The organism is Streptomyces sp. NBC_00158 (assembly GCF_045160885.1).
Lineage (GTDB): Bacteria > Actinomycetota > Actinomycetes > Streptomycetales > Streptomycetaceae > Streptomyces.
The window spans coordinates 3,332,135-3,357,844 of the sequence record NZ_CP108161.1 but is presented as its reverse complement, the minus strand read 5'-3'; the positions used below and the strand labels follow the sequence as shown (position 1 = coordinate 3,357,844).

31 protein-coding genes are annotated in these 25,710 nt (G+C 73.1%); 21 read left to right on the top strand and 10 right to left on the bottom strand.

Annotation, left to right across the window (positions count from 1 at the left end):
- Positions 1 to 61: 61 nt before the first annotated feature.
- Complete coding sequence (locus tag OG553_RS15365; RefSeq protein ID WP_405979533.1) at positions 62 to 874, bottom strand: alpha/beta fold hydrolase; 813 nt, start codon at positions 872 to 874, stop codon at positions 62 to 64.
- A 127-nt stretch (positions 875 to 1,001) separates the two neighbouring features.
- Here OG553_RS15365 and OG553_RS15360 point away from each other — a divergent pair, with 127 nt between their 5' ends.
- Both OG553_RS15360 and OG553_RS15355 read left to right on the top strand, forming a co-directional pair.
- A complete protein-coding gene (locus tag OG553_RS15360; RefSeq protein WP_405979532.1) occupies positions 1,002 to 1,589 on the top strand; it encodes a TetR/AcrR family transcriptional regulator in 588 nt (195 codons plus the stop codon).
- Between the two features lie 61 nt (positions 1,590 to 1,650).
- Entirely contained in the window at positions 1,651 to 2,598 is a 948-nt protein-coding gene (locus tag OG553_RS15355; RefSeq protein WP_405979531.1) for a phosphatidylinositol-specific phospholipase C, read from the top strand.
- On the opposite strand, the gene OG553_RS15350 is transcribed toward OG553_RS15355, so the two are convergent.
- The 5 genes from OG553_RS15350 to OG553_RS15330 form a co-directional block, all read right to left on the bottom strand.
- Complete coding sequence (locus tag OG553_RS15350) at positions 2,578 to 4,047, bottom strand: sensor histidine kinase (RefSeq protein WP_405979530.1); 1,470 nt, start codon at positions 4,045 to 4,047, stop codon at positions 2,578 to 2,580. The two genes, OG553_RS15355 and OG553_RS15350, sit on opposite strands and share 21 nt — an antisense overlap.
- Entirely contained in the window at positions 4,044 to 4,778 is a 735-nt protein-coding gene (locus OG553_RS15345) for a response regulator transcription factor (RefSeq protein ID WP_405979529.1), read from the bottom strand. Before OG553_RS15345 ends, OG553_RS15350 begins: the two co-directional genes overlap by 4 nt.
- Before the next feature lie 51 nt (positions 4,779 to 4,829).
- Positions 4,830 to 6,092, bottom strand: coding sequence for a S1C family serine protease (locus OG553_RS15340; RefSeq protein WP_405979528.1), 1,263 nt, complete (start codon positions 6,090 to 6,092; stop codon positions 4,830 to 4,832).
- A 108-nt stretch (positions 6,093 to 6,200) separates the two neighbouring features.
- Positions 6,201 to 7,223 (bottom strand): LacI family DNA-binding transcriptional regulator, encoded by a 1,023-nt coding sequence (locus OG553_RS15335; RefSeq protein ID WP_405979527.1) that lies wholly within the window; start codon positions 7,221 to 7,223, stop codon positions 6,201 to 6,203.
- Between the two features lie 24 nt (positions 7,224 to 7,247).
- Positions 7,248 to 8,066, bottom strand: a complete 819-nt coding sequence (locus OG553_RS15330; protein ID WP_405979526.1) for a response regulator transcription factor — start codon at positions 8,064 to 8,066, stop codon at positions 7,248 to 7,250.
- A 502-nt stretch (positions 8,067 to 8,568) separates the two neighbouring features.
- Here OG553_RS15330 and OG553_RS15325 point away from each other — a divergent pair.
- From OG553_RS15325 to OG553_RS15265, 13 genes are all read left to right on the top strand, one after another.
- Entirely contained in the window at positions 8,569 to 8,823 is a 255-nt protein-coding gene (locus OG553_RS15325) for a MoaD/ThiS family protein (protein WP_361608620.1), read from the top strand.
- A gap of 10 nt (positions 8,824 to 8,833) precedes the next feature.
- On the top strand, positions 8,834 to 10,462 hold the full coding sequence (locus OG553_RS15320; protein ID WP_405979525.1) for a hypothetical protein: 1,629 nt from the start codon (positions 8,834 to 8,836) through the stop codon (positions 10,460 to 10,462).
- Between the two features lie 96 nt (positions 10,463 to 10,558).
- Entirely contained in the window at positions 10,559 to 11,266 is a 708-nt protein-coding gene (locus tag OG553_RS15315) for a DUF2993 domain-containing protein (protein ID WP_405979524.1), read from the top strand.
- 156 nt (positions 11,267 to 11,422) lie between these two features.
- Positions 11,423 to 11,512, top strand: coding sequence for an Ms5788A family Cys-rich leader peptide (locus OG553_RS15310; RefSeq protein WP_350875872.1), 90 nt, complete (start codon positions 11,423 to 11,425; stop codon positions 11,510 to 11,512).
- A 199-nt stretch (positions 11,513 to 11,711) separates the two neighbouring features.
- Positions 11,712 to 12,557, top strand: a complete 846-nt coding sequence (locus OG553_RS15305; RefSeq protein ID WP_007265475.1) for a sulfurtransferase — start codon at positions 11,712 to 11,714, stop codon at positions 12,555 to 12,557.
- 69 nt (positions 12,558 to 12,626) lie between these two features.
- Positions 12,627 to 12,917: a DUF1416 domain-containing protein gene (locus OG553_RS15300; RefSeq protein WP_007265476.1), complete on the top strand. Its 291-nt coding sequence runs from the start codon at positions 12,627 to 12,629 to the stop codon at positions 12,915 to 12,917.
- Between the two features lie 58 nt (positions 12,918 to 12,975).
- Positions 12,976 to 13,308, top strand: a complete 333-nt coding sequence (locus tag OG553_RS15295) for a DUF3099 domain-containing protein (protein ID WP_405983045.1) — start codon at positions 12,976 to 12,978, stop codon at positions 13,306 to 13,308.
- 116 nt (positions 13,309 to 13,424) lie between these two features.
- Complete coding sequence (locus OG553_RS15290; RefSeq protein ID WP_405979523.1) at positions 13,425 to 14,210, top strand: hypothetical protein; 786 nt, start codon at positions 13,425 to 13,427, stop codon at positions 14,208 to 14,210.
- The gene (locus OG553_RS15285; protein ID WP_405979522.1) at positions 14,207 to 15,001 is read left to right on the top strand and encodes a hypothetical protein; all 795 of its coding nucleotides are present in this window, start codon (positions 14,207 to 14,209) and stop codon (positions 14,999 to 15,001) included. Before OG553_RS15290 ends, OG553_RS15285 begins: the two co-directional genes overlap by 4 nt.
- Positions 14,998 to 15,840, top strand: coding sequence for a hypothetical protein (locus OG553_RS15280; RefSeq protein WP_405979521.1), 843 nt, complete (start codon positions 14,998 to 15,000; stop codon positions 15,838 to 15,840). Before OG553_RS15285 ends, OG553_RS15280 begins: the two co-directional genes overlap by 4 nt.
- Before the next feature lie 258 nt (positions 15,841 to 16,098).
- Entirely contained in the window at positions 16,099 to 16,671 is a 573-nt protein-coding gene (locus OG553_RS15275; RefSeq protein ID WP_405979520.1) for an FABP family protein, read from the top strand.
- Between the two features lie 70 nt (positions 16,672 to 16,741).
- Positions 16,742 to 17,191 (top strand): Fur family transcriptional regulator, encoded by a 450-nt coding sequence (locus OG553_RS15270; protein ID WP_405979519.1) that lies wholly within the window; start codon positions 16,742 to 16,744, stop codon positions 17,189 to 17,191.
- Between the two features lie 20 nt (positions 17,192 to 17,211).
- Positions 17,212 to 18,180: a YgfZ/GcvT domain-containing protein gene (locus OG553_RS15265; protein ID WP_405979518.1), complete on the top strand. Its 969-nt coding sequence runs from the start codon at positions 17,212 to 17,214 to the stop codon at positions 18,178 to 18,180.
- 13 nt (positions 18,181 to 18,193) lie between these two features.
- Here OG553_RS15265 and dtd read toward each other — a convergent pair whose 3' ends face one another.
- Positions 18,194 to 18,619, bottom strand: a complete 426-nt coding sequence (gene dtd / locus OG553_RS15260) for a D-aminoacyl-tRNA deacylase (RefSeq protein ID WP_042801357.1) — start codon at positions 18,617 to 18,619, stop codon at positions 18,194 to 18,196.
- A 132-nt stretch (positions 18,620 to 18,751) separates the two neighbouring features.
- On the opposite strand from dtd, the gene OG553_RS15255 reads away from it, so the two are divergent.
- The 4 genes from OG553_RS15255 to OG553_RS15240 all read left to right on the top strand — a co-directional run bounded on the left by OG553_RS15255 (position 18,752) and on the right by OG553_RS15240 (position 22,525).
- Positions 18,752 to 19,339: an AmfC protein gene (locus OG553_RS15255; RefSeq protein ID WP_405979517.1), complete on the top strand. Its 588-nt coding sequence runs from the start codon at positions 18,752 to 18,754 to the stop codon at positions 19,337 to 19,339.
- 126 nt (positions 19,340 to 19,465) lie between these two features.
- On the top strand, positions 19,466 to 20,710 hold the full coding sequence (locus tag OG553_RS15250) for a GNAT family N-acetyltransferase (protein WP_405979516.1): 1,245 nt from the start codon (positions 19,466 to 19,468) through the stop codon (positions 20,708 to 20,710).
- Between the two features lie 93 nt (positions 20,711 to 20,803).
- The gene (locus tag OG553_RS15245) at positions 20,804 to 21,589 is read left to right on the top strand and encodes a putative protein N(5)-glutamine methyltransferase (protein ID WP_405983044.1); all 786 of its coding nucleotides are present in this window, start codon (positions 20,804 to 20,806) and stop codon (positions 21,587 to 21,589) included.
- 30 nt (positions 21,590 to 21,619) lie between these two features.
- Positions 21,620 to 22,525, top strand: coding sequence for a sigma-70 family RNA polymerase sigma factor (locus OG553_RS15240; RefSeq protein ID WP_405979515.1), 906 nt, complete (start codon positions 21,620 to 21,622; stop codon positions 22,523 to 22,525).
- A 33-nt stretch (positions 22,526 to 22,558) separates the two neighbouring features.
- On the opposite strand, the gene OG553_RS15235 is transcribed toward OG553_RS15240, so the two are convergent.
- Positions 22,559 to 22,900 (bottom strand): DoxX family protein, encoded by a 342-nt coding sequence (locus tag OG553_RS15235; RefSeq protein WP_405979514.1) that lies wholly within the window; start codon positions 22,898 to 22,900, stop codon positions 22,559 to 22,561.
- Between the two features lie 156 nt (positions 22,901 to 23,056).
- Positions 23,057 to 23,974: an NAD(P)-dependent oxidoreductase gene (locus tag OG553_RS15230; RefSeq protein ID WP_405979513.1), complete on the bottom strand. Its 918-nt coding sequence runs from the start codon at positions 23,972 to 23,974 to the stop codon at positions 23,057 to 23,059.
- A 66-nt stretch (positions 23,975 to 24,040) separates the two neighbouring features.
- On the opposite strand from OG553_RS15230, the gene OG553_RS15225 reads away from it, so the two are divergent.
- Entirely contained in the window at positions 24,041 to 24,394 is a 354-nt protein-coding gene (locus OG553_RS15225; protein WP_405979512.1) for a winged helix-turn-helix transcriptional regulator, read from the top strand.
- Between the two features lie 97 nt (positions 24,395 to 24,491).
- On the opposite strand, the gene OG553_RS15220 is transcribed toward OG553_RS15225, so the two are convergent.
- Positions 24,492 to 25,154 carry a maleylpyruvate isomerase N-terminal domain-containing protein gene (locus OG553_RS15220; RefSeq protein WP_405979511.1) on the bottom strand — a complete coding sequence of 221 codons (663 nt, stop codon included), beginning with the start codon at positions 25,152 to 25,154 and terminating at the stop codon, positions 24,492 to 24,494.
- Between the two features lie 118 nt (positions 25,155 to 25,272).
- Between OG553_RS15220 and OG553_RS15215 the strand changes: the two genes are divergently transcribed.
- Entirely contained in the window at positions 25,273 to 25,707 is a 435-nt protein-coding gene (locus OG553_RS15215) for a helix-turn-helix domain-containing protein (RefSeq protein WP_405979510.1), read from the top strand.
- Positions 25,708 to 25,710 lie beyond the last annotated feature (3 nt).

Here is a 25,710-nt window from a genome sequence, read left to right as displayed (position 1 = left end):
CCCCGAGGGGGCGGTGGGCCGGAGTCGGCCCGCCGCCCCCTCGGGCTTTGGCGGTGCGGTGTCAGAGGGCGGCCAGGAACTTGCCGACGGCGCAGTGGAAGCCCTCCGGGTCGGTGAAGGGGACGAAGTGGTCGCCTTCCAGGGCCGTGTACGCGGTCCCGGGGCGCCGGGCGACCATCGCGTCGGCGACGTCCTGGGTGAGGGCCCGGCTGTGGCGGCCGTGGATGAGCAGGGCGGGGCAGGTGCCGGCGGTCCAGGTGTCCCAGTGGTCGCCGGCGCAGGCGTGGATGGAGTCGAGCATGTCCTGGCCGTGGAAGGCGAGCCGCCAGCCGCTGCCTCCCCCGGACTCCGTCTGGGGGGACCCCCAGGCGAGCGGGCGGACCCCGTCGGCGACGAAGGGCAGGGCGGCGGGGTCTACGGCGCCGAGGAGTTCCTCGCGGGTGGGCGCGGAGTAGGGGAGGGCGCCGAGGAAGTCGAACCACTGCGGGCCGGCGGGGATGTCGATGGCGACGGTGGCGTCGACGCCGATCAGGGCGCTCACCCGGTCGGGGTGGGCGGCGGCCAGGTGGTAGGCGTTGAGCCCGCCGAGGGAGTAGCCGAGGACGGCGACGGGCTCGGTGAGGCCGAGGTGGTCGAGGAGGGCGACGGCGTCGGCGACGTAACCCTCGCGCCGGTAGTGCGGGGCGCGGTCGGAGTCTCCGTGGCCGCGCTGGTCGAGGGCGATGACCCGCCACTCGTCGCCGAGGGCGGCGGCGAGGCCGGTGAAGGCCGCGGCTTCGGACATGCCGCCGTGGAGGGCGAGGAGCGGTCGGCCGGTGCCGCCGAAGTCCAGGTACGAGAGCGTGCGGCCGTCGGTGCTCAGCGTGTCGCGCATGGTTCGTATCTCCCCGTTTCGTGGCCTGCGGTGGGTACGGGCATCACTCTGCCAGGAGTTGGGCAAGCGTGCAATACATCTGTCTTGCGCAGATGCCCAACAAGCCTGGGCGGATACCATCCCGAGCATGGGAAATCGCGAGGACCTGCTGGCCGGCGCCCGCCGCTGCCTTGAGGAGAAGGGCTACTCGCGCACGACCGTGCGCGACATCGCCACGGCGGCGCAGGTGAGCATGGCCGCGATCGGCTACCACTTCGGGTCCCGCGAGGCGCTGCTCAACCAGGCCCTGTTCGCCGCCATGGACGACTGGGCCGCCGGTTCCGGGCGGCTCGCGGGCGAGGGTGACACCGCGGCCGAGCGGTACGCCGACACCTGGGACCGCAAGACCCGCGACTTCCTGGACATGCGCTGGCTGTGGATCGCCAACATCGAGGCCTTCGTGCACGCCCAGTCCTCGCCCGAGCTGCTGGCGGTCCTGGCCGAGGGGCAGCGCCGTTCGCGGCGGATGGTGGCCGCGCACCTGGCCGGGGTGCCGGAGGAGGCGGTGACGGACGAGGACGTACGGGCCCTCGGGTCGGTGCACCTCGCGCTGCTGAGCGGGGTGATGGTGCAGGCCCTGACAGACCCCGGGCAGGCACCGACGGGGGGCGAGCTGACCCAAGGGCTGCGCCGGATGGTGGAGTTGCTGGAGGAGCCCGCGCCTACCGACGGGTAGCAAACGCCGGTCCCGCACGCCATAATCCCGTCCCATCACCGGGTCGGCGAAGGGGCGGGGCATGCGCGTGGGCAGAGGTACGGGCGAGGGTACGGGTACGGGCACGCGTAAGGGCACGCGCACGGCACCGGACCGGCGGGCCTTCCTCGCCGGGGCCGCGGCCGTGGGCGCGGGCGCGCTCCTCGGACTCGGCGCGGCGGCCCCCGCATCGGCGGCCCCCGCCCCCGCGCGGACCCTCGGCACCCAGGACTGGATGGCCGGGCTCGCCGACTCCACCGCCCTCCAGCGGATGACCATCCCCGGCACCCACGACTCCGGCGCCACCAAGGGCGGCCTCTACGTCGCCTGCCAGAACACCACGATCGCCCAGCAGCTCGACTCCGGCATCCGCTTCCTCGACGTCCGCTGCCGGGTCACGGGCGGCTCGTTCGCCATCCACCACGGCTCGTTCTTCCAGGACCTGATGTTCGGCGACGTCCTCGCCGCCTGCCGGAACTTCCTCGCCGCGCACCCCTCCGAGACGGTCCTGATGCGCGTCAAGCAGGAGTACTCCTCCGACTCCGACGCCACCTTCCGCGCCGTCTTCGACGACTACCTCGACAACCGCGGCTGGCGCCCGCTCTTCCGCATCGCCGACACCCTGCCCGCGCTCGGGCAGGCCCGCGGCCGGGTCGTCCTCCTCGCGGACAACGCCGGCCTGCCCGGCCTGCGCTACGGCGACGGCGTCTTCGACATCCAGGACGACTACAACACCGAGCCCTTCGCCAAGCGCGTCCGCATCGAGGACCACTTCCGCAAGGCGGTCCGGGAGCCCGGCAGGCTCTTCGTCAACTACGTCAGCACCGCCGCCTACATGCCCCCGCGCTGGAACTCCGACCGGCTGAACCCGCAGGTCCACGGCTTCGTCGACGGCTCCGAACTCAGCGGCCGCACCGGCCTCGGCATCGTCCCGATGGACTTCCCGAACACCCGCTCCGGCCTCGTCGCCTCACTGCTCCGGCACAACTGACGGCCGCGGCGCCCCGGGCGGCGACGGCTGCTGCGACGGCGGCGGCGCCGGCGCGCCCGGGATGCGCAGCACCGCCTCCGTGCCGCCCGCCCCGTCCGCCGCCGCGCGCAGCTCGGCGCTGCCGCCCGAGCGGGCGGCCGTACGGGCCACGATGGACAGGCCGAGCCCGCTGCCGGGCAGGGCGCGGGCCGTCTCGGAGCGCCAGAACCGCTCGAAGACGTACGGGAGGTCCTCGGCCGGGATGCCCGGCCCGTGGTCGCGCACGGTCAGCTCGCCCGCCCGCAGCGAGACCTCGACGGCGCCGCCCGGCGGGCTGAACTTCACGGCGTTGTCCAGCAGGTTGACCACCGCCCGCTCCAGCGCCGCCGCCTCACCCCGTACGTACCAGGACTCCAGGGCGGAGCCGAACCGCAGCTCGGGTCCCCGCAGCCGGGCCCGGGACAGCGCCGAGGCGGCGATGTCGTGCAGGGCCACCACCCCGAGCGGGGCGTGCGGGGCCGCGTCCGGGCGGGACAGCTCCTGGAGGTCCCCGATCAGCGCGGCGAGTTCCGTCATCTGGGCCTTGACCGAGGCGAGCAGCTCCCGGCGGTCCTCGGGCGGGATGGCCCGGCCGGTCTCCTCGCTGCGCGCGAGCAGCTCGATGTTGGTGCGCAGCGAGGTGAGCGGTGTGCGCAGCTCGTGCCCGGCGTCCGCGATCAGCTGGGCCTGGCGCTCCTGGGAGGAGGCGAGGGCCGCGGTCATGGCGTTGAAGGAGCGCGAGAGGCGGGCGATCTCGTCGTCGCCCTCGTCGGGGATCCGCACCGTCAGGTCCTCGGTGCGGGCGACGTGCTCGACGACGCCGGTGAGCTCGTCCACGGGCCGCAGGCCGGTCCGGGCCACCCACAGGCCGGCCGCGCCCGCGCCGACGACCCCTATGCCGGAGACCAGGAGCAGCACCCAGGCCAGGGTGGACAGGGGCTTGTCGATGTCGGCGAGGGGCTTGGCGATGGAGATCCCGAAGGTGGGTCCGCCGGTGGTGAGGCGCCGGCCGATGGTGTAGACGCGCATCCGGTCGCCGTCGGCGGTGGTGGCGTCGTGCAGTCTGGCGGTGCTGCGGCCCGCCGCGACGTCCTTGTCGATCTGCGTGGCGGGCAGGTCGGTCCGTCCGCTCACCCAGCAGCGGCCGCCCTCGGCGGTGACGATCTGCACGGTCGCGTTCAGGTCGCCGGCGATGTCCATCTGGTTCGGCGGCGGGCGCAGGACGCAGCCCTCGCGCAGGGTGCGGAGCACCTGCTCGCTGGGGTCGGTGGCCACCAGGGACTGGTTGAGCTGGTCGTTGAGCTGCGCCCGCACCATCACCCAGGACACGCCCGCCACCGCCGCGACGGCGACGGCGACGGCGACGGTGACGAGCAGGGCCAGCCGGGAGCGCAGCGGCAGTGCGCGGAACCGGGCGGCGGGACCCGTCATTCGGGTCCGCCCTCGCCGGAGCGCAGGACGTACCCGACGCCGCGCACGGTGTGCACCAGGCGCGGTTCGCCGCCCGCCTCGGTCTTGCGGCGCAGGTACATCACGTACACGTCCAGGGAGTTGGAGCTGGGCTCGAAGTCGAAGCCCCAGACCGTCTTGAGGATCTGCTCGCGGGTCAGGACCTGGCGCGGGTGCGCCAGGAACATCTCCAGCAGGGTGAACTCCGTACGGGTCAGCTCCACCGGGCGTCCGGCCCGCGTGACCTCGCGGGTGGCGAGGTCCATGCGCAGGTCGCCGAAGGCGAGGGCCTCCCCGGCCGGTTCCGGGCCGGCGGCGGGGACGGCGTAGGAGCTGCGGCGCAGCAGGGCGCGGACGCGGGCGAAGAGCTCGTCCAGCTCGAACGGCTTGACGAGGTAGTCGTCGGCGCCCGCGTCGAGGCCGGTGACGCGGTCGCCGACGGTGTCGCGGGCGGTCAGCATCAGCACGGGGGTGACGCTGCCGGCGGCGCGCAGCCGGCGGGCGGCCGTCAGTCCGTCCATCCGGGGCATCTGGATGTCGAGGACGATCAGGTCGGGGGCGTACGCGGCCGCCTGGTCGAGGGCGTCGAGCCCGTCGACGGCGGTCCGCACGTCGTACCCCTCGAAGGCGAGGCTGCGGCGCAGGGCCTCGCGTACGGCCGGCTCGTCGTCGACGACGAGGATCCGCTGCGGGTCGCCTTCGGCGGGATTCATGCGTGCGTCCCCTTGGGGTGGTGGTCGGTGGGCGGGGCTGGTCCCAGGGTGTCAGAAGGAGGTGCCGAAGCCGGTGGCGCCGTTGTCGGAGCCGCCGTTCTGGCTGCTGCTGCCGGTGCTGCCGGTGCCGCCGCTGCCGCCCTTGCGGAGGGAGTCGAGGTCGGCCTTGATCGTGTTGACGGGGATGGCGAAGCCGAGGCCGACGCTGCCGGCGCTGGAGCCGTCGCTGGACGGCGAGTAGATCGCGGAGGGCATTCCGACGATCTCGCCGTTCATGTTGACGAGGGCGCCGCCGGAGTTGCCGGGGTTGAGGGAGGCGTCGGTCTGGATGGCCTTGTACGAGGTGGTGCTGGAGCCGGTGTCGCCGTTGAACTGCTGGCCGTCGTACGAGAACGGCCAGCCGCCGCCGCGCTGCCGCTGGGGGCTCTGCTGCTGGCGGCTCTCGGACTTCGGCACGCTCACCTCGCGGTTCAGCGCGGAGACGATGCCGCTGGTGACGGTGCCGGTGAGGCGGTCGGGGGAGCCGATGGCGACGACCTGGTCGCCGACCTTGAGGCGGTCGGAGTTGCCGAGCTTGGCGGGCCTCAGGCCACTGGCCCCCTGGAGCTTGATGAGGGCGAGGTCCTTGCCGGGGTCGGTCCCGACGATCTTGGCGTTGTACTTCTTCCCGTTGCTCATCGTCACCTGGATCTCGGAGGCCCCGTTGACGACGTGGTTGTTGGTGGCGATCTCGCCGTCGGCGGTGAGCACGATGCCGGAGCCGGTGCCCTGGCCGGAGGCGGTGCGGGTGTCGATGCGGACGACGGAGGGGCTGACCTGCTCGGACACGCCGGAGACGGTGCCGTTGCTGGACTGCGAGACGTTGGTGCCGTTCACGCCGCCGACGACGGCGCCGGCCTGTCCGAGGAACTGCTGCACGGCGACGGCCGTACCGCCGCCGACCACGGCCGCCGCGAGGGCGACGGCGGCGAGCAGCGCGACGGGGCGCTTGGCGCGGGCCGCGTGCGCGGGGCCTGCGGGGCCGGCGGCGGCCGTGGATCCCCAGGCGTCCCACCCGCCGCCGTTGCCGCCTGCACTACCGCCGCCGCCGCCCGACGGGACGGTCTCGCCCTGGATCACGGGGGGCTGGTGCGCCTCGTGCCAGCCGGGGGCCGGGGCGGCCGGCGGGTAGGCGGGCGGCGGCGGATAGGCGGCGGCCCCCGCGTCCCGGGCCAGCCGGTCGCGTCCCCGCTGCCAGTCGTCCCCGAAGGGCGCGTTCTGGGCCGGGCCGTTCTCCTGGGGGTACTCGCCTTCGCGGCGGAAGCTCTCGGTCATGTCTATGACCCTGTCCCCGGATCATGAGAGCTTTCTGAGTCCCGGCTGAGAAGCCCGACAGAACCGCGTATGCCCGGAATAAGGCCCGGGACCGGTGGGGGCCAGGCCCTAGCGGCAGCCGCAGCTGCGGCGGATGACCAGGGCCGAGGGGAACTGCTTCAGGCGTTCGCGGCGGGAGCCGGCCACGCGGAGGGCGTCGTCGAGGACGAGGTCCACCGCCGCGCGGGCCATCGCCGGGCGGTCCGAGGCGATCGTCGTCAGCGGCGGGTCCGTCAGGGCCGCCTCCTTGACGTCGTCGAAGCCGGCCACCGCCAGCTGCTCGGGGACGTCGATGCGCAGCTCGCGCGCGGCGCGGAGCACGCCGATGGCCTGGTCGTCCGTCGCGCAGAAGATCGCCGTCGGGCGGTCCGGCCGGGCCAGGACCTCCAGGGCGACCCGGTACGCGTCGTAGCGGTTGTACGGGGCCTCGATGAGCCGGCCCTCGATCGACCGGCCGGCCTCCAGCATGGCCCGGCGCCAGCCCTCGACGTGGTCGGCGACCGGGTCGCCGACCGAGGGGGTGTTCTCGATGCCGCCGATGCAGGCGACGTACGCGTGCCCGTGTTCGAGCAGGTGCCGGGTGGCGAGCTGCGCGCCGCCGATGTCGTCCGTGACGACGGCGACGTCGTCGATGGCCTCGGGGCGCTCGTGCAGCAGCACGACCCGCGCGTCCCAGGCGTCGATCTCCGAGGCGGCGCGCTCGCTCATGCCCTGGCTGACCAGGATCAGCCCCGACACCCGCATGCCGAGGAAGGCGCGGAGGTAGTGGACCTCGCGCTCGTCCCGGTAGTCGGAGTTGCCGACCAGGACCATCTTTCCGCGTTCGGCGGCGGCCTGCTCGACCGCGTGCGCCATCTCCGCGAAGAACGGCTGGCGGGCGTCGGGGACGATCATGCCTATGAGGTCGGTGCGGCGCGACGCCATGGCCTGGGCCACGCGGTCGGGCCGGTACCCCAGCTCCTTGATCGCGGCGAGTACACGCTCGCGCGTGGCCGGGGCGACCGGCCGGGGTCCGTTGTTGATGACGTAGCTCACGACGGCGGTAGAAGTACCCGCAAGTCGCGCTACGTCATCCCGCGTCACCTTGGCCACGCGCGGAAGTCTACGCGGGGTGACCTACCTCTGGGCAGGGTGTTTGGCCGACTGAATGGTCACAGGAGCTTCCTCCGAACGGCCTACGGATCCGCTCGTACGGTCCGCGGCCTGCGCCGGGGCCTTCCCGGAGGCCTGCTTGGCGGCGGCTTCGGCGGCCGCGCGCTCCACCTTCTCCGGGGTGACGAAGCGGTAGCCGACGTTGCGGACGGTACCGATCAGGGACTCGTGCTCGGGGCCGAGCTTGGCCCGCAGCCGGCGTACGTGGACGTCGACCGTCCGGGTGCCGCCGAAGTAGTCGTAGCCCCAGACCTCCTGGAGCAGCTGGGCGCGGGTGAAGACCCGGCCGGGGTGCTGGGCGAGGTACTTCAGCAGCTCGAACTCCTTGAAGGTGAGGTCGAGGACCCGGCCCTTCAGCTTCGCGCTGTACGTCGCCTCGTCGACCGACAGGTCGCCGTTGCGGATCTCCATCGGGGAGTCGTCCGAGCCCAGCTGCTGGCGGCCGGTGGCCAGCCGCAGCCGTGCCTCCACCTCGGCGGGGCCGGCGGTGTCGAGGAGCACGTCGTCGATGCCCCAGTCGGCGGTGACGGCGGCGAGGCCGCCCTCCGTGACGACGAGGATCAGGGGGCAGCCGGGTCCGGTGGACCGCAGCAGCTGGCACAGCGACCGCACCTGCGGCAGGTCGCGGCGGCCGTCGACGAGGATCACGTCGGCGCCGGGGGTGTCCACCAGGGCCGGTCCCTCGGCGGGGGCCACCCGGACGTTGTGCAGCAGGAGGCCGAGTGCGGGCAGCACCTCGGTCGACGGCTGCAGGGCATTGGTCAACAGGAGGAGAGAGCTCATGCCCGGCCACCTGCCCGGTTCGGGCGGCCGTGCTCCTGTTTGCTTCGCTGGTCCATCACGTCGGTTCCTCCTCGGTCCCGTCGAGGACGTGCGCTGTACTGCTTCGTACGCCTTGCCTGGCATCCGTCGCGGCCCCCGCGCCCTGGGGTCCGGATGGATACCACTGTTCTCGGTCCGTTCAACGTGCTGAAAGCACAAAAGGACCCGGGGGCTACGTTGCCCGGATCCTCTACGCCGCCAGAATAGCCCACCGGCCCTTCGGGGGCCGAGGGCTGCCGTGCACCGCATTCTGTGGTTCGCGCCACGCCTTCCTCCTGCGTATGCCCTGGTTTCGCCGGATCGAGCGGTCCGCCGACCGGTCCTGCGGGGCCTCCGGGCGCACGGACGGCGCGCTGAGGCACGCCGGGGTGGCGGGCCGGAGGGGTCATCATGGAGGCCGACGGTAGAGAGCCGACGGAGCCGACCACGGGACCGGCCGGTCGGCCGAGCGATAGGAGCTGCAGTGGCAACCGGAACCATCCGCTACTGGGCGGCGGCGAAGGCCGCGGCCGAGACGGCGGAGGAGCCGTACTCGGCGCACACACTGGCCGAGGCGCTCGACGCCGTGCGGGACCGCCATCCGGGGGAACTGACCCGGGTCCTGCAGCGCTGCTCCTTCCTCGTGAACGACGAGCCCGTGGGCAAGCGCCCGCACGATGCCGTCCTGCTGACCGAGGGGGGCACCGTCGAGGTGCTCCCGCCGTTCGCGGGCGGGTGAGCGGAAACCGATGAGCACTCCCGAAGAACAGCAGCGGCAGCGGCAGCAGCAGGCCGCGGAGCAGGACCCGTACTCCACCCAGACCTGGCAGGCCGACACCTGGGAGACCGGGTACCAGCCGGTGCAGCCGCCGCTGGGCTCGGTGCCCGGCCAGCCGGCCGCCCCGGCGCAGCCGCAGGCCCCGGCCGCGGCCCCGCAGGGGCAGTGGGGGCAGACCGGCGGTGGAGTGCCGTGGCCGGACGCGACCGGGGGCGGTGTGCCCGCCGCGGCCGCCGCCGAGACCGCGTACCTGCCGCCGGTGCCGCCGCAGCAGCAGCCCGCCGCGCCCGAGGGCTGGTTCCGCGACGAGCAGCCGCAGCAGCCGCAGCAGCAGGCTCCGGTGCAGGGCGGCTGGGGCGCCGACGCGGCCGCGCAGACGGCGTACCTGCCGCCCGTGCCGGCGCAGCAGCAGCCGCTGCAGCCCCAGCAGCAGTCCGCCGTGCCCGACGGCTGGTTCCGTGACGAGCCGGTCCAGCCGCAGCAGCCCCAGGCCCCGGCCGTGCCGTGGCCGGACGCGACCGGGGGCGGTGTGCCCTCCGCGGCCGCCGCCGAGACGGCGTACCTCCCGCCCGTGCGGGAGCCCGCCGGTTCCGCTGCCGAGCAGACCGCGTACCTGCCGCCGGTGCAGGCCCAGGGGCCCGCGCCGGACGCGTGGGGCGCGGGTGCCTCCGCCGCCGCCGAGACGGCGTACCTGCCGCCGGTGCGCGAGCCCGCCGGGGGCGTCGACGCCGCCGCGCAGACCGCGTACCTCCCCCCGGTCCCGGCGGAGCCGCAGCCGCAGGCCGCCGTGCCCGGTCAGTCCGGCGAGTACTCGCCGCCGACCCTCGGCGGCAACACCCTGCGCGCCGTCGACCCGGCCCAGGCCCGCGCCGAGGGCCGGTCGCCGATCATCGACCCCGGTCCGCAGTCGGCCATACTCACCGCCGCCCTCGGCCTGCTGATGGCCGGCGCCGCCGTGATCGGCCAGTGGGCGCTGCTCGTGCCGCTGATCGCCCTCCAGGGGCTCACCGCGGCCGGCTGGTTCCGCCTCAACGGCATGTGGCCGGCCCGACAGGGCATCGTCCTCGCCTTCGCCGGGGCCCTCGTCGCCGACGGCGCGGTGCTCGCGCTGGACGGCACGTACGCCCCCGGTGCGATCATCGGCACGCTCGGGGCCTGGGTGCTGCTGACGCTGGTGCTCCAGCTGCGCAGCCACGCGGACCCCGACGAGCGGATGTACGGGCTGATGGCCTCGGTGGCGTCCGCCGCGCTGGCCATCGTCTGCACGGGCTTCCTCGCCGCGGACTGGGAGCCGGTGACCACCGGTGCCGCCGCCGTCGCGGTCGCCGTGTTCGCGCGGGCCCTGCCGCTGCCCACCCCGGCCTCCGTCGGCGTCTCGCTGGCCGCCGCGGCCGGTGCGGGCATCGCGGTGGGCGGGCTGACCGGGCTGGGCGCGGGCGGGGCCCTGGTGGGCCTCGCGGCGGGCGTGTGCGCCCTGATCGGGCTGCGCGTGGCCGCGTACGACTACCCGTCGAAGTTCGTCCACATGACGGCCGGTGTCGCGCTGCCGCTGGCCGCCGCGGCCCCGGCGGTCTACCTGATGGGCCGGGTGGTCGGCTGACGGCCCCGGGGGGAACCCGCCCCGCCGCTGACACCGCCCTCACGGCCGATCATGGTCCACTAGAACGTACGTACCGACTAGTTGGGGGAGGGGCACGTGCGTTTCATACGTGTCGTGGTGATCATCGGCGTGGTGCTGGGAGGGCTGTTCGTGGGCGTCGACCGCTGGGCGGTCGGCTACGCCGAGGACCGGCTGGCCGAGCAGGTCCGGTCCCGGCAGGGCCTCGCGGGCAGCGCCGAGGTGGAGATCCACGGGTTCCCCTTCCTGACCCAGGCGCTCAGCCGCGACCTGGAGCAGGTGGACCTGAAGCTCGGGGGCGTCGACGTCACCGCCGACGGCCGCAAGACGCGGCTGTCGGAGCTCAAGGCCTCGTTCCACGAGGTGAAGCTCAACGAGGGCTACAACGGCGGTACGGCCAAGCGGGCCGAGGGCTCCGCGCTGATCTCGTACGCGGACCTCACCAAGGCCTCCCAGAACGGCGTGGTCCTCACCTACGGCGGGGCGCCGAACAAGGTGAAGGTCACCGCGACCCTGGACTTCCTCGGCAAGACCATGACCCGCAGCGTGGTGTCCACCGTCGCCCTCGTCGACGCGGGCGGTTCCAAGGTCGTCCGGGTCCGCGCGGACTCCGTCCCGGGCGAGGGCATCCCGGGGATCGAGAGCGCGGTGCGCAAGCGGACCGACTTCGACCGCCGCATCGACGACGGGCTGCCGGCCGGGCTCAAGCTCTCCTCGCTGACCTCGGACGAGTCCGGTGTGCACCTCGCCCTGAGCGGTTCGGACGTGTCTCTGGCCGGATCGTGAGACGGAGCGGTCCGATCCGCAGAAGGACGGGCCGCGCGACCAGCCCCGGAAGGCCTCGGGAAGGCCGTCCGGGGCTTTCTCATCCCGGAATACGGACGATCCTGTCTCGACATATGACACGCCGGTGACAGGGTGGCCGGTTCGTCCCTACGATCCATGGCTATGAAGCATCAGCAGGCGGACCTCACGAAGCGGCGGGCAGTAGACCTGTGTCGCGTCGCCGCCATGCTCTGTCGCTCCATGTGAGGTGTGAGCCTTCCGCTCCACCGGCCGGACCGACGGCCCTTCATCCGCGTGACCGCACCGCCGCGCACCAGCCTCCTGCCCCCCTGACGCCTCCCCGCGCAGGGTCCGAGAGCCGCACCCGGAACGGCACGCACCAGCACAGCCCGCTTCGCAGCAGCCCCAGCACAGCCCCGCCGCAACTGCCCCGGAGGAGAACACCATGAGCCGCAGCGACGTCCTCGTAGACGCCGACTGGGTCGAAGCCCACCTGAACGACGCCAACGTCGTGATCGTCGAGGTGGACGAGGACACGTCCGCGTACGACAAGAACCACATCACCAACGCCGTCCGGATCGACTGGAAGCAGGACCTCCAGGACCCGGTCCGCCGTGACTTCGTGGACCAGGAGGGCTTCGAGAAGCTCCTCTCCGCCAAGGGCATCTCCAACGACGACACCGTCGTCCTCTACGGCGGCAACAACAACTGGTTCGCGTCCTACGCCTACTGGTACTTCAAGCTCTACGGCCACCAGGACGTGAAGCTCCTCGACGGCGGCCGCAAGAAGTGGGAGCTCGACTCCCGCGACCTGGTCGACGGCAAGGACGTCCCGAACCGCCCGGCCACCGAGTACAAGGCCAAGGCCCAGGACACCTCGATCCGCGCCTTCCGCGACGACGTCGTGGCCGCGATCGGCTCCCTGAACCTGGTCGACGTGCGCTCGCCCGACGAGTTCTCCGGCAAGCTGCTCGCCCCGGCGCACCTCCCGCAGGAGCAGTCGCAGCGCCCCGGCCACGTGCCGAGCGCCCGCAACATCCCGTGGTCGAAGAACGCCAACGACGACGGCACCTTCAAGTCCGACGAGGAGCTGACCGCCCTCTACGAGGCCGAGCAGGTGGACCTGGCGAAGGACACCATCGCCTACTGCCGCATCGGCGAGCGCTCCGCGCTCACGTGGTTCGTGCTGCACGAGCTCCTGGGCCAGGAGAACGTCAAGAACTACGACGGCTCCTGGACCGAGTACGGCTCGCTGGTCGGCGTGCCGATCGAGCTCGGCCCCAACAAGTAATCCCGGCGGCCGGGCACGCGACGCCCGCCCCTCGTAGCAGCAGAACCTCTCTAGGACAGGACAGAGAACATGTGTGGAGCACAGATCGGCGGGCCCGACCTCGCGACGCTGAAGCCCGGTGAGACCGCGATCCAGGGCCAGGTGACCAAGGACGGCGAGCCCATCAGCGGCTACGTCCGCCTGCTGGACTCGACCGGCGAGTTCACCGCCGAGGTCCCCACCTCCGCGACGGGCCAGTTCCGCTTCTACGCGGCCACCGGCTCCTGGACCCTGCGGGCGCTCGTCCCGGGTGCCCAGGCCGACCGTGCCGTCGTCGTCGCCGAGGCCGGCGGCGTGACGGACGTCGCCATCGCGGTCTGACACTCCAGACCGACAGCTGAACCGGCCGAAGGGCCGCACCCCCGGGGGTTGGACGCCACTGGAACGGGGTGCGGCCCTTCGCGCCGTCCGCCCTTGTGTTCGCAGGGGCCCGCCCTACGCTGGAGTCATGTACGCGCGGCGTCGACGCGCCTATTTCTGGCTCATGGGCGGATGCCTGTTCCTCTTCGTCTCCGCCTGGTCCTTCGTGCGCCTCTTCTCGGTGGAGGCGGCGGTGGCGCTGTGCGTGGTCGCCATGGTCATTCCGCCGGTCGCCGCGATGGTCGCGAACCGGCGGGGACCGGAAGACCGCTGGTGGGACGACCCCTCGGGCGATCCGAAATCGGACGAGTGGTGGGACGAACTGGACGGAAAGCGGCGGCCGGAAGACTGAAAGCCGTCTATATAAAAGCGTAATAAAGATGCGTACAACGGCTCCCCGCCCCAGGGTGTCTTGGATGTGCGCGGGCGAACGATCCCGCGGCTCCATTCCCGTGGGGGGAACCCGTCTTGGAAAACGAAAACCAGGAATCGGGCACTCCGGAAATTCCGCCGACTGACCCGGCCATTCCGGACGCACCCGTTCCGCCCCGTGCCGCCGCGCGCCGGCGCGGCCGTACGACGCTCCTGATCGCCGCCGCCCTCGTCCTGGGCGCGGTCGCCGGCACCGCCACCGGCTACGCCGTCCAGTACCACCGCCCGCCGACGGCCCTCCCGCCACTGGCGCAGCAGAAGCTGGACACGCCGAAGGCGCTGGCGCCGGACGACGCGACGACGGCCAGGACGGTCAACGCCAACCGCTGGCACAAGACCGACGGCGACCTGGTCGAGCTGCTGCTCCCGGCGCCGGACGGGGCCAAGGCCGAGGGTGCCGGTTACATACCGCTCGACGTCTTCACCGTGGGCTACTTCCAGGAGCCCGGCGGGGCGCTCGCCGATTTCGCCGAGGAGCAGATCCGGCGTGTCGCGTCGACCTCGTGGACCAACGGTCAGGTGCACGTCGAGGTCCAGCTCCTGCAGTTCCGCGAGCGTGCCGGGGCGCAGGAGTTCCAGCGCGGGCAGTCGGAATACATGCCCGAGGCGGACTTCGCGGGGAACCGGGGCGTGTCCATCCCGGGTGTCGCTCCGGATCTCGGCCACGTCTGGGTGGACGTCAAGGCCGACGGGGTCCACGGTGCCCGGGCCCTCGCCCGCCGGGGCGACATCGTCGTGGACATCCACTACTACGAAGACCGCGGCAAGATCGCGGAGGCCGACGTCATCGACCTCGCCAAGAAGCAGCTGGAGCGACTGTGACCGAGCCGCTGAACGACGCCGCACCGGCCGGGACCTCCGCCCCCGCCGAGGCCGTCGCCGCGCCCCGCCGCCGGACCCGCGCCTACGTCGCCGCCGGGACCGCCGTCGCCCTCGTGGCGGCCGGCGGGATCGGGGCCGCTTGGGCGCTGGACGGTGCCGACCGGACAGCGGACACCCGCTACTGGAGCGCCGAGGGCGTCAGCCCCCGCGGCCCCGAGGTACCCGCGGCCGTGCCGCCCCACGGCCTGGCGGCCAGGCTGCTGCCCGTGCCCGGAAGCCACCTCCCGGGCCCGGACCTCGGCAAGGACGGCAACGACTTCTTCGTCTCCGGCGACAACACGGTCCAGAGCTTCAAGGACGCCCGCAAGGGCCTGTCCGACAGCCAGCGCAAGAAGCGCGACGACGCGCTCGCCGAGCTCAAGCTCAATGGCCGGGCCGGCCGCAGCTACACGCACGGGACGGGCCGGTCGGTCATCGAGATCCGCCTCATGCAGGCCGACCCGAAGTACCTGGGCAAGACCTCCGAGGTCTTCAAGAAGCTCATGGACGCGGTCTCGGAGGGGCGCGAGACCCCCAGGGTGGACGGGTTCCCCGACGCGAAGTGCGCCGTGGTCACCCTCGGCGAGGACGACCAGAAGGACCGGATCGACTCGATGGAGTGCGTGGCGCTCCAGGGCGACGTCCTCGTCAACTTCCGCGCGTACGGGCCCCAGCCCTTCTCGTCCGCCGACGCCGTCAAGTTCTTCCAGCAGCAGTTGAACCACCTGAAGTCCCCCGGGGAGTCCGCGTGACCGAGCAGACCGCCACCGCCCCGGAATCCACCGGGACACCTGTAGCCGAGACCCCCGCGCCGTCCGCCCCGCCGGCCCCCAAGGACCGCCGGAGGCCCTTCGCCGTCCTCCGCTGGACCGCCGCCGTCCTCGCCTTCGCGGCCGTGGGCACCGGAGCGGCGTACGGGATCACGCGGGCCGAGCGCACCGACCTGCCGGGCCTGTCCACCCTGGACGACGGCCGCTGGACCTACCCGGCGCTGGCGAAGCCCGCCCTGGCCCCCGGCGCCGCGCAGCCCTTCGCCCCGGACAACAAGGACGGCATCCACTACGCCGCGCTGTCCCAGCTCCTGCTGCCCGCCCCCAAGGGCTCCGCCCCGGACGCGGCGCTGAAGCTGGAGAAGGACCAGGCGGTGTCCGTGGACACCTTCCTGGACGAGTACGAGGCCACCGTCCGTACCAAGCTGAAGCAGGCCTTCACGGACGACGGCCTGCGCCAGATCGCCGCCCGCGGCTGGACCATGCCCGACGGCACCCGTACCCGTATCTACCTGCTGCGCTTCCACTCGTCCGGGTTCGTCGACGCCTTCGAGGGCTGCGGCATCGGCATGAACCTCAACGGGATCAACCGCATCGAGCACGACAGTGACTGGAGCAAGGCCAAGAACGGCCAGAACCCGCCCGACCTCGCGGACGTGTCCCTGTTCACCGAGGCCGCCCCGGCCGGCGACGAGGAGCTGAAGGCCGGGTGCGTCAGGGGCGGAGACGTGCAGGCCGTCGTACTCCAGACCCGCAAGGGGAAGGTGGCCGCCGTCCCCTTCCACCAGACGGTGATCCTCCAGGACCAGCTGCTCCACTGAACCGCTACGGCCTACCTCACACCGTGCGCCGGGCCCCGGGCCAGTAGGCTTGGGGACCGGCCCCGTCCACCCGCACCGAATCCTCCGAGGAGCACCCCGTGCTTGAGGCAGTCTTCACCTCCCTGCTGGTCCTGGTCTGCGTCGGCGTACTCGCCTTCACCGGTCTGGCCGTCAAGAAGCTGTACCAGGGTCAGCGCTGAGCATCCGCCCAGCCGACCGCCCCGGAACCCCTCCCACAGATCGCCTGAGCAGCCAACCATGATCCAGATCCCGTCCGACCTGAACCCGGGCCTCGTCCCCCTCGCCTTCCTCCTCGGCACCTGGGAAGGCGCCGGCGTGTTCGACTTCCCCGGCGAGGAGAAGTGCAACTTCGGCCAGGAAGTCGTCTTCAGCCACGACGGCCGGGACTTCCTGGAGTACACCTCCCACACCTGGGTGCTCGACGCCGAGGGCAAGAAGGTGCGCCCGCTGGAGTCCGAGTCGGGCTACTGGCGCATCGACAAGGACCGCAAGGTCGAGATCGTCATGGTCCGCGACCAGGGCGTCGTCGAGGTCTGGTACGGCGAGCTCGCCGACCAGAAGCCGCAGATCGACCTGGTCACCGACGCGGTCGCGCGCACGGCCGCGTCCGGCCCGTACAGCGGCGGCAAGCGCCTCTACGGCTACGTGAAGAGCGACCTCATGTGGGTCGGCGAGAAGGCCACGCCCGACGTCGAGCTGCGCCCGTACATGTCGGCCCAGCTCAAGAAGGTCGTCACCCCGGAGGAGATCGCCGACATGGCGCGCAACCTCCCGGAGCTCCCGGAAGACGGCATCGCCTTCTTCCGCTGAGCCGGCGGGCGAACGAACGGAGGGGACCGCGGACTGACCGCGGTCCCCTTTCCGCGCTTACACTGGCCGGGTGGTGACCACCGACTGGAAGAGCGATCTGCGGCAGCGCGGCTACCGGCTGACACCGCAGCGCCAGCTCGTGCTCGAAGCGGTCGACGCCCTGGAGCACGCCAGCCCCGACGAGATCCTCGTGCAGGTCCGCAAGACGGCCTCCGGCGTGAACATCTCCACCGTCTACCGGACCCTGGAGCTCCTGGAGGAGCTCGGCCTGGTCTCCCACGCCCACCTCGGGCACGGGGCGCCCACGTACCACCTCGCCGACCGGCACCACCACATCCACCTCGTCTGCCGCGAGTGCACCGGCGTCATCGAGGCCGACGTGGACATCGCCGACGAGTTCACGGCGAAGCTCCGCGCCACCTTCGGCTTCGAGACCGACATGAAGCACTTCGCGATCTTCGGGCTGTGCAAGAAGTGCGCGGCGGCCGAGCGCCGGGCGGGCCAGGAGGGCTCCGCGTAGCGGGGTCGTAGGCTGGTGGCATGACCAGCAGCCCCTTGCTCCATCTCCCCGGCGCCGTAGCGGCCGAAGGCCGTGACGAGGGCGTCGCCGCCCACTACGGAGAGCTCTACGGCGAACAGCGCGCCCTCGCCGACGGCCGAGGCTTCGTCGACCTCTCCCACCGCGGTGTCGTCACCGTCACCGGAGCGGACCGGCTGAGCTGGCTGCACCTGCTGCTCACCCAGCACGTCAGCGACCTCCCCGCCGGACAGGCCACCGAGGCGCTGATCCTCTCCGCCAACGGGCACATCGAGCACGCCCTCTACCTCGTCGACGACGGCGAGACCGTCTGGGCGCACGTGGAGCCCGGCACCCAGGAGGCCCTGCTCGGCTACCTGGAGTCGATGAAGTTCTTCTACCGCGTCGAAGTCGCCGACCGCACGGACGACTTCGCCGTCGTCCACCTCCCGGCCGGCTCCATCGCCGAGGCCGGCAAGGAGCACGTCGTACGCGAGACCGCGTACGGCCGGGACGTCTTCCTGCCCCGCGCCGACCTGGAGGCCTTCGCCGCCGCCCACGGCCCCGCCGCCGGGCTCCTCGCCTACGAGGCCCTGCGCGTCGAGGCGCACCGCCCGCGCGTCGGCTCGGAGACCGACCACCGCACCATCCCGCACGAGCTGGGCTGGATCGGCACCGCCGTGCACCTCCAGAAGGGCTGCTACCGGGGCCAGGAGACGGTGGCCCGCGTCCACAACCTGGGGAAGCCGCCGCGCCGCCTGGTCTTCCTGCACCTGGACGGCTCCGAGGTGCTGCTCCCGGCGCACGGGACGCCCGTACGGCTGGCCGCGGACGGCGAGGACGGCCGCCAGCTCGGCTTCGTCACCACCGCCGTCCGCCACCACGAGCTCGGCCCGATCGCCCTGGCCCTGGTCAAGCGGAACGTCCCGGTCGACGCCCCGCTGCTGGCCGGGAACACGGCGGCCGCGCAGGAGGTCGTCGTAGCGCCCTGACCGGCCAGACGGCTCAGACGTCGATGACGATGGTGAACGGGCCGTGGTTCGTCAGCGAGACCCGCATGTCCGCGCCGAACCGGCCCGTCGCCACCGTCGCGCCCAGCGCCCGCAGCTGCGCCACGACCTCGTCGACCAGCGGCTCCGCCACCGGCCCGGGCGCGGCCGCGTTCCAGGTGGGGCGGCGGCCCTTGCGGGCGTCCCCGTACAGCGTGAACTGCGAGATCACCAGCAGGGGCGCGTCCACGTCGCTACAGGACTTCTCCGCCTCCAGGATCCGTACGGACCACAGCTTGCGCGCCAGCACCGCCGCCTTCTCCGGGGTGTCGTCGTGGGTCACCCCCACCAGCACGCACAGCCCCTCGCCGACGATCTCGCCGACCGTCTCGCCCGCCACGACGACGCTCGCGCCGTCCACCCTCTGCACCACTGCTCGCATACCACCTGTGTACCAGGAGTGCACCCGTCCGGGGCCGATCGGGTGGACTGGGACTGCGTACGCACCACGGAGAGTGGCACCATGCACGCAGGCGGTGCCCCCAGCACCGGTCGAGGGGACGGACACAACGTCATGAACACTTCTGGTACCTCCGCACCTGCACCCGCGTCACCCGCTCCGGACACCCCCGCGGGCACCACGGGACGGCCTCCCGCGCAGCGCACCGGCGAGCCGCTGGGGCCGACCACCCCCGCCACCGCCCTCGGCCTGCCCGAGCTGCGCGCGCTGCGGCGCGACGCGCAGCGCGACGAGGCCGACCTGAGCTACGTACGCAGACTCCTGCAGGGCCGCATCGACATCCTGCGCGCCGAACTGGCCCGCCGTACGGACACCGAGGCGCCGGTGGTGGACCGGCTCTCGGAGATCCTCGCCGACGCCCCGTCGACCCGCAGCGCCTCCGCCCGGCACGTCACCCTCGGCACCCCGCACAACGAGGAGTTCCGGCTGCTGGCGGCGGAGATGCTGTCCGACGTGGAGCTGTCCGACCTGGAGGCGCGCACCGACGGGGAGTTGCACGACGCGATGGGCCGGCTGGTCCGCTACGAGCAGCAGGTGTCGCGGCGCCGGCAGCAGTTGCAGCGGATGGCCGACGACTCCAGTGCGGAGATCACCCGCCGCTACCGCGAGGGCGAGGCGCAGGTGGACGACCTGCTGGCGTAGGGCGGCCGCCGGGCGGCGCGGTGCGGGACGCGGACGGGACGCGGGCCGGGGCGTGGGCCGGGGCGTGGACCGGGCGCCGGAAATTGGGGCGACCGGTGCCGGGAGCGGCGGTTAGCGTGGCCGGTTATGAGCGCTGACGTGCGGCCGATCGCCGCATCCGAACTACCCGCCTGGCTCACCACCCTGAACACGGGCTTCCTGACTCCGGGCGCCCCCACGGAATCCGACGTGGCCCAGCGCGCCGCGCACAGCGATCTCTCGCGCGTGCAGGGGGCCTTCGACAAGGAGACCGGCCGGTGCGTGGCCACCTTCCGCTCCTTCGCCCAGGAGCTGACCGTCCCCGGCGGCGCGGCCGTCGGCAGCAGCGCGATCTCCAACGTGGCCGTGCTGCCCACGCACCGCCGCCAGGGCCTGCTGACGCGCATGATGGAGGCCGAACTGGCCGCCGCGCACGCACGCGGTGACGTCCTGTCCACCCTGATCGCCGCCGAGTACCCGATCTACGGGCGCTACGGCTACGGCGCCGCGACCGTGCACGCCGAGTGGGAGGTCGACGTCGCCCGCACCGGCCTGGACCGCAGCCGTCCGGCGCCGGTCGAAGGGGGCCGGATCGACCTGGTCGACGCCGACGAGGTGCGGCGCGTGGGCCCCGCGCTGCACGACCGGCTGCGGGCCTCCCGGCACGGCATGGTCGACCGGGACGCGCGCTGGTGGAGCCTGAAGACGGGCCTGGAGCAGATGTCGCACCGCCCGTACCGGGAGAAGATGCAGGCCGTGTACCGGGACGCGGCCGGCGAGGTGGCGGGGCTGGCCGTCTACCAGGCCGACGACCACTGGACGGACGCCAAGACCCCGCTGAACACGGTCCAGGTCGTCGACTTCCTCGCGGCCACCCCGCAGGCCGAGCGGGCGCTGTGGCACTTCCTGTGCTCCGTCGACTGGGTGCTGAAGGTCCGTACCGGCAACCGTGCCCCCGACGACCTGCTGCCGGAGCTGCTGCCCGACGCGCGGGCGGCCCGGCCGGTGTCGGCCGCCGACTTCCTGTGGGTGCGGGTCCTGGACGTCGTACGGGCGCTGGGCGCGCGGACGTACGAGGTGCCCGGGGTGCTGGTGCTGGAGGTCGAGGACCCGACCGGTCCGGCGGGCGGCCGCTACCGGCTGGACGCGGGCGCCGGCACGTGCGCGCGTACGGAGGAGCCGGCCGGGGTGCGGCTGGACGCGTCGGCGCTGGGGTCCCTGTACCTCGGTGACGCGTCGGCGGTGCGGCTGGCCGCGCTGGGCCGGGTCGCCGAGCTGGAGCCGGGGGCCGTCGCGCTCGCCGACGCGGTGTTCCGCACCGCGCGCCGGCCGTGGTGCCCGGACGTCTTCTGAGGCCCGGACGGGCGGGGACATGACGGACCGGGCCGTCCGGCCGGGTCCGGGCGGCGTCGGGGGCCTATCGTCGCCCCCGGCAGAACCTAGAGGATTGATCACGTGACATCGATTGTGGAACGGCTGCGCGCGGCCGGCTGCGTCTTCGCGGAGGAAGAGGCCGACCTGCTGGTCGCGGCCGCCACCGACGACGGGCACCTGGCGGGCATGGTGGCCCGCCGGGTGGACGGGGAACCGCTGGAGCACGTCGTGGGCTGGGCGGCGTTCTGCGGGCTGCGCGTGGAGGTGGGCGCGGGGGCGTTCGTACCGCGCAGGCGCACCGAGTTCCTGGTGCAGGAGGCGGTGGAGCTGGCCCGCCCCGGTGCGGTGGTGCTGGACCTGTGCTGCGGCGTCGGCGCGCTCGGCGCGGCGGTGGCGGCCCAGGTGCCGGGCGGGGTCGAGCTGCACGCGGCCGACATCGACCCGGGCGCGCTGGCGTACGCGCGGCGCAACGTGGCCCCGTACGGCGGAGCGGTGTGGGAGGGCGACCTGTACGCGGCGCTCCCGGACGGGCTGCGGGGGCGGGTGGACGTGCTGGTGGTCAACGCCCCGTACGTGCCGACGGGGGAGATCGGGCTGATGCCGCCCGAGGCCCGCGACCACGAGCCGCTGGTCTCCCTCGACGGGGGTTCGGACGGCCTGGACGTGCACCGCCGGGTCGCGGCGGGGGCACTGGAGTGGCTCGCGCCGGGCGGCCACCTGCTGATCGAGACCAGTGCGCGGCAGGCGCCGCTGACGGCGTCCGCGCTGACCGGGGGCGGCCTCGTGGTGCGGGCGGTCAGCTCGGAGGAGCTGTACGCGACGGTGGTCATCGGACGGGCGCCGGCACCGGCTGCCTGAGGACCTGAGGACACAAGGGGAGGGGCTTACGTGGACGTGCACGAGGGCGGCGGGGGGTCCGCGCTGACGGAGCGGTTCGAGGAGCACCGCAGCCATCTGAGGGCGGTCTCCTACCGGATGCTGGGCTCGCTCAGCGAGGCCGACGACGCCGTCCAGGAGGCCTGGCTGCGGCTGGACCGCACCGACGTGAGCGAGGTCGAGAACCTCGGCGGCTGGCTGACGACGGTGGTCTCGCGGATCTGCCTCAACCTGCTGCGCTCGCGCGAGGCGCGGCGCGAGGACCCGGTCGAGCGGCTGGAGACGCGGGTCCCGGACCCGCTCATCAGCCCGGCGCGGCGCATCGACCCCGAGCAGGAGGTGCTGCTCGCCGACTCGGTGGGGCTGGCGCTGATGGTGGTGATGGAGTCGCTGGCTCCGTCCGAGCGGCTGGCGTTCGTCCTGCACGACATGTTCGCGGTGCCGTTCGACGAGATCGCGCCGCTGATCGAGAAGTCCGCCGCGGCGACCAGGCAGCTCGCCAGTCGTGCGCGCCGCAAGGTGCAGGGGCAGGCCCCGGCGCCCGACGCGGACCTCGCCCGTCAGCGGGAGGCGGTGGACGCGTTCTTCGCCGCCGCGCGGGACGGGGAGTTCGAGGCGCTGGTCGCGGTCCTCGACCCGGACGTGGTGCTGCGCTCCGACGGGGGTGTGGGGGGCCGGCAGACGGTGGTCTTCAGCGGTGCGCGGGAGGTGGCGAGCCAGGCCGCGGGCTACCGCGCGCTCACGCCGTTCGTCCGTCCGGCGCTCGTCAACGGCGCGGCCGGGGTGGTCGTCGTGCCGAAGGCGAACGCGGTGGCCGTCATGGCCTTCACGGTCGTCGGCGGGAAGATCGTCGCGATCGACGTGCTGTCCGACCTGGCCCGGCTCAAGGAGCTGGACCTGTCGGCCCTGGAGGGCTGAGGAGGCGGCGGGGCCGCCGCCCCGCCCCGGCCGTCAGACGGTCAGGGCGAGGGCGACGGCCATCGGCGCGGAGTAGATCACCGGGAAGACGACGTGGGCGTAGTCCCGGGCCCGCAGCGTGGTGATGACGGCGCCGATGAAGTAGAGGACCAGGCCGATGCCGGCGGCGATCCCGATGGCGGGGACGACGAACCCGGCGAGGAGGCCGAGGCCGCCGGCGAGCTTGGCGGTGGCGAGCAGGTTCCACCAGCTCTGCGGGACGCCGTACTGGACGAGCGGCTCGACGGTGTACTTCGAGCGGGTGTACAGGGAGACCGCCGAGTAGATCGCGAGGACGGCGGCGATGATGGTGAAGACGGTGGCGGTGGTGGACATCGGGGGCTCCTTCGGGGCGGTCTCGCTTGCTGCGACATCCCTTTGACCCGCCGCGCCGCGCGGATGTGACAGCCCGCCGGAATTTCTTTCCGGAGTTTCCGGAGTCGCTTCCGGATTCGTTTCCGGCGGGCCGTCACGGGGGTGGTGCGGCGGGCCTCACGCCTCGGCGGGCACGGCCGTCCTGCCGAGGAGTTCGGCGACGCGCATGAAGCCGTCGCCGCCGTGGCCGTGGGCGATGGCCCGCTGTGCGAGGCCTTCGGTGGCGCGCATCAGGGAAGCTTCGATGCCGTGCGCCTCGGAGGCGTGGATGATGTGGGCCATGGTGGAGGCCCCCGAGGTCAGCGGGTTGAGCCGGCCGGAGTAGCTGCCGCTGTCCACGTCGGCGGCGAACTCGTCGAAGAGCGGCGGCAGGATCGCGGCGATCCCCTTGGCGAACGGGGTCAGTTCGCCCGCGCTGACGCCCTCGGCCTTCGCCACCGCCAGGGCGTGGGCGTAGCCGGACATCGAGGTCCAGAAGACGTCCAGCAGGGCGATGTCGTACGCGGCCGCCCGGCCGATGTCCTCCCCGAGGTGGGTGTGGGTGCCGCCGAGGAGGCCGAGGACCGGGCGGTGCTCGCGGTAGAGGTCCTCGGGGCCGCTGTGGATGAACACCGCGTCGGGGGTGCCGATGGTGGGGGTCGGGGTCATGATCGCGCCGTCGAGGTAGCGGATGCCGTGGCCGGCGGCCCATGCGCCGGTGTCGCGGGCGCGGGCGGGGGTGTCGGCGGTGAGGTTGACGAGGGTGCGGCCCTTCAGGGCGGCGGTGACGGCGTCGGGGCGCAGGATGGCGTCGGAGGCGTCGTAGTTGACCACGCAGACCACGGTCAGCGCACTGGCGGCGACGGCCTCCTGCGGTGAGGCGGCGGCGACGGCGCCGCGTGCGACGAGGTCCCGCTCGCGGCCGGGGGTGCGGTTCCAGACGGTGGTGCGGACGCCGGCGTCGAGGAAGGCGTCGGCCAGTGCCCGGCCCATCGGGCCGAGGCCGAGCACGGTGACGGTGGACGTGGACGTGGTTGTGGACGTGGTTGTGGACATGAAGGAATCAACTCCCGTGGAAACATGGGCGGTGCGATAAGGAACCGGCAGGAGGGGGACGGGGCGATGACGCGGAGCCGCGCACAGGATCCGAACGTCTGCGGGGTCACCGCGGCGATGGCGGTGATCGAGGGGAAGTGGAAGACGTCCCTGCTCTGGATGCTGGAGGACGGTCCCCAGCGTCCGGGTGAGCTGCGGCGCCGGATGCCGGGCCTCAGCGAGAAGGTGCTGACCCAGGCGCTCCGTGAGATGGAGGCCGACGAGATCGTGCACCGGGAGGTGCACGACGTACTGCCGTTGAAGACCGAGTACTCCCTGACCGACTTCGGCCGGGCGCTCGCGGAGGCGGTGGCGCCGCTGTCCGACTGGGGCCACCAGCGGCTGGACCGTATGGCGGAGAGCCGCCGCGCGGCTTCCTGAACCCTTTCTCCCGGCCGCTGGAACAAGCTTCGCCGGGCGTCGGCGGCCCGCCAAGTACCCACCTTTTTGTGGGTACCCGGGGTGCTCCGGCGCCGGGCTAGCCGAGGAGGAGCGGTACGCGCGCGCCCGGACCGCCGGGCTGCGAGAGCGCGGCCCGCTCGGCCGCCGTCGGGGCGCGGCGGCCGGTGCCGACCAGCAGCGCGTCCTCGTCGGAGAACCCCGCCGGGAACGCCGCCCCGGCGACCCGCTCCAGCAGCGCCCGGGCCCCGGCGAGGGCTTCGGCGGGCGGCCGGGGGGCGTGCGGGAGGTGCGCGACCAGGTCGAGGTGGTGCAGCGTCCACTCCAGGACGTACGCGGACAGGTAGTCGCTGGCGGTGAGCACCTCGTCGCGGGTGCCGACCCGGGCCGAGGGGTCGGCGAGGGCGCCGGCGCGTCCGGCGGCGGAGCCGACGTCGTCGAGGTGGAACCTGAGCAGCCACGGCTCCCCGTACGCGGCGGCGAGCCGCACGGTCAGCGCCGCGAGCGGGTCCTCGGCGTCGGGGGGCCCGGCGATCTCCCAGTAGCCGGCCGCGTCCCGGGTGGGCTCCGCGTCGGAGGGGGTGACGAGGGTGATCAGTACGTCCTGGGCGTCGATGACCAGGTGGCACACCAGGTCCCGTACGAGCCACCCCCGGCAGCCGGAGGGCCGTCCGAAGTCCTCGTCGGCCAGTCCGGCGACCGCCGCGCGCAGCGCCGCCCACGACAGTGAGAAGAGGTCCACGCCCGCAAGCTAGCACCGGGCGGGCCGGGGCGGCCGGTGACGGTGCGGGCTCCGGACAGGTGCGAGCTGTTGCTAGCAACCGCTTGCAATAGTTAGCAGGGTGCGGCAGGATCGGGGCATGGCATCGCTCAACGTCGGGAACCTCGGCGAATACCTCCGCGAGCAGCGGCGGCAGGCCCAGCTCTCGCTGCGGCAGCTGGCCGACGCGGCGGGGGTGTCGAACCCGTACCTGAGCCAGATCGAGCGCGGGCTGCGCAAGCCGAGCGCGGACATCCTCCAGCAGCTGGCCAAGGCGCTGCGGATCTCCGCGGAGACGCTGTACGTGCAGGCCGGGATCCTCGACGAGCGGGACCGGGACGAGGTGGAGACGCGGGCCGTCATCCTCTCCGACCCGTCGGTCAACGAGCGGCAGAAGCAGGTGCTGCTCCAGATCTACGACGCGTTCCGCAAGGAGAACGCGCTGGAGGCCGAAGCGGCTTCCGGCGAGGACGACGAGAGCCGCGAGAGCGACGAGAGCGCCGGCGACGACGCCGCGATGCCCCCAACGAACTGACTG

Excerpts from the sequence above, each read along its gene's own strand:
- OG553_RS15310 (WP_350875872.1), top strand. The coding sequence starts at position 11,423 with ATGGCTATGAAGCATCAGCAGGCGGACCTCACGAAGCGGCGGGCAGTA.
- OG553_RS15300 (WP_007265476.1), top strand. The coding sequence starts at position 12,627 with ATGTGTGGAGCACAGATCGGCGGGCCCGACCTCGCGACGCTGAAGCCC.
- dtd (WP_042801357.1), bottom strand. The coding sequence starts at position 18,619 with ATGCGAGCAGTGGTGCAGAGGGTGGACGGCGCGAGCGTCGTCGTGGCG.
- OG553_RS15305 (WP_007265475.1), top strand. The coding sequence starts at position 11,712 with ATGAGCCGCAGCGACGTCCTCGTAGACGCCGACTGGGTCGAAGCCCAC.
- OG553_RS15230 (WP_405979513.1), bottom strand. The coding sequence starts at position 23,974 with ATGTCCACAACCACGTCCACAACCACGTCCACGTCCACCGTCACCGTG.
- OG553_RS15320 (WP_405979525.1), top strand. The coding sequence starts at position 8,834 with ATGAGCACTCCCGAAGAACAGCAGCGGCAGCGGCAGCAGCAGGCCGCG.
- OG553_RS15250 (WP_405979516.1), top strand. The coding sequence starts at position 19,466 with ATGAGCGCTGACGTGCGGCCGATCGCCGCATCCGAACTACCCGCCTGG.
- OG553_RS15365 (WP_405979533.1), bottom strand. The coding sequence starts at position 874 with ATGCGCGACACGCTGAGCACCGACGGCCGCACGCTCTCGTACCTGGAC.
- OG553_RS15235 (WP_405979514.1), bottom strand. The coding sequence starts at position 22,900 with ATGTCCACCACCGCCACCGTCTTCACCATCATCGCCGCCGTCCTCGCG.
- OG553_RS15265 (WP_405979518.1), top strand. The coding sequence starts at position 17,212 with ATGACCAGCAGCCCCTTGCTCCATCTCCCCGGCGCCGTAGCGGCCGAA.
- OG553_RS15215 (WP_405979510.1), top strand. The coding sequence starts at position 25,273 with ATGGCATCGCTCAACGTCGGGAACCTCGGCGAATACCTCCGCGAGCAG.
- OG553_RS15225 (WP_405979512.1), top strand. The coding sequence starts at position 24,041 with ATGACGCGGAGCCGCGCACAGGATCCGAACGTCTGCGGGGTCACCGCG.
- OG553_RS15360 (WP_405979532.1), top strand. The coding sequence starts at position 1,002 with ATGGGAAATCGCGAGGACCTGCTGGCCGGCGCCCGCCGCTGCCTTGAG.
- OG553_RS15330 (WP_405979526.1), bottom strand. The coding sequence starts at position 8,066 with ATGAGCTCTCTCCTCCTGTTGACCAATGCCCTGCAGCCGTCGACCGAG.
- OG553_RS15275 (WP_405979520.1), top strand. The coding sequence starts at position 16,099 with ATGATCCAGATCCCGTCCGACCTGAACCCGGGCCTCGTCCCCCTCGCC.
- OG553_RS15255 (WP_405979517.1), top strand. The coding sequence starts at position 18,752 with ATGAACACTTCTGGTACCTCCGCACCTGCACCCGCGTCACCCGCTCCG.
- OG553_RS15355 (WP_405979531.1), top strand. The coding sequence starts at position 1,651 with ATGCGCGTGGGCAGAGGTACGGGCGAGGGTACGGGTACGGGCACGCGT.
- OG553_RS15345 (WP_405979529.1), bottom strand. The coding sequence starts at position 4,778 with ATGAATCCCGCCGAAGGCGACCCGCAGCGGATCCTCGTCGTCGACGAC.
- OG553_RS15340 (WP_405979528.1), bottom strand. The coding sequence starts at position 6,092 with ATGACCGAGAGCTTCCGCCGCGAAGGCGAGTACCCCCAGGAGAACGGC.
- OG553_RS15350 (WP_405979530.1), bottom strand. The coding sequence starts at position 4,047 with ATGACGGGTCCCGCCGCCCGGTTCCGCGCACTGCCGCTGCGCTCCCGG.